Raw genomic sequence first — 1023 nt, 5'->3', positions numbered from 1 at the left:
TTTTTTTATCGTTTTCACTTCCGTGATGTTGATGATCTCCATGCCCTCCGTGGCCGTGGAAAAGATGCATTAGCGGGCAGACCAGCAATAACAGATATGGCCAGTAACCTGCCACATGTGACCAGTGTTCGCGCAGGAGGGCAAATGCCGCGATCGCGGCGACAGCAATAAGCGCATAGGTGGTACTTTTCATACTGGACTCCTTCTGTTCGTAACTGACCCTTCACTCAGTGTTATTTCCCGAGCCTGACACTTTTCAGACGCAACGCATTCACAATGACGCTGACGGAGGAAAGAGCCATGGCCGCCGCCGCAATAACTGGCGACAGCAGTATTCCATACACAGGATAAAGCAGACCTGCAGCCACAGGCACGCCAAGTGCGTTGTAGATAAATGCAAAAAACAGATTCTGACGGATATTTTTCATGGTGATCTCTGACAGATGACGGGCCCTGTTCAGTATCATCAAGTCGCCTTTGAGAAGGGTGACTCCGGCACTTTCAATTGCCACATCTGTACCCGTTCCCATGGCTATACCCACGTCAGCCGCTGCCAGCGCCGGGGCATCATTCACACCGTCTCCGGCCATCGCAACCACATGGCCAGACTCTTTCAGTCGGGTTATCACTGCTTTTTTGCCATCCGGCAGAATTCCGGCTTCAACCTCATCTATTCCCAGTTTCCGTGCGACTGCTTCAGCAGTAAGCTGGTTATCCCCGGTGAGCATAACAATGCGGATCCCCGCCTGACGCAAAGCTTTAAGCGCATCCGGCGTGGTTGTTTTCACGGGATCCGAGATAGCTATCAGGCCTGCAAGGTCCCCGTCTGTGGCCACATAGATAACGGTAGCGCCTTCCATCCGCAACGTATCCGCAACGGCCTTTTGATTATCAATAACGATACTGTTTTCCTGCATAGCCAGTTCATTACCAATAACAACCCGTTGACCTTCGACATCGCCTGAGACACCTTTACCCGACGGTGCATCGAAATGAGTGACTGCGGGTATTGCGATCCCCTTT

The 1023-nt window shown here is 51.9% G+C and carries 1 protein-coding gene and 1 pseudogene; both read right to left on the bottom strand.

Translation table 11 applies throughout. From position 1 onward, the window contains the following. Positions 1-193 (bottom strand): DUF2933 domain-containing protein (locus FDW88_RS12345; protein ID WP_137362640.1); only part of this gene is annotated, 193 nt, incomplete at its 3' end. Between the two features lie 40 nt (positions 194-233). Further along, positions 234-1023: pseudogene (gene silP, locus FDW88_RS12340) on the bottom strand (Ag(+)-translocating P-type ATPase SilP); the annotation flags it as partial.

This window comes from Citrobacter sp. wls829 (assembly GCF_005280825.1).
Classification (GTDB): Bacteria; Pseudomonadota; Gammaproteobacteria; order Enterobacterales; family Enterobacteriaceae; genus Citrobacter; species Citrobacter gillenii.
This window is presented reverse-complemented; position numbering and strand designations above follow the sequence as displayed.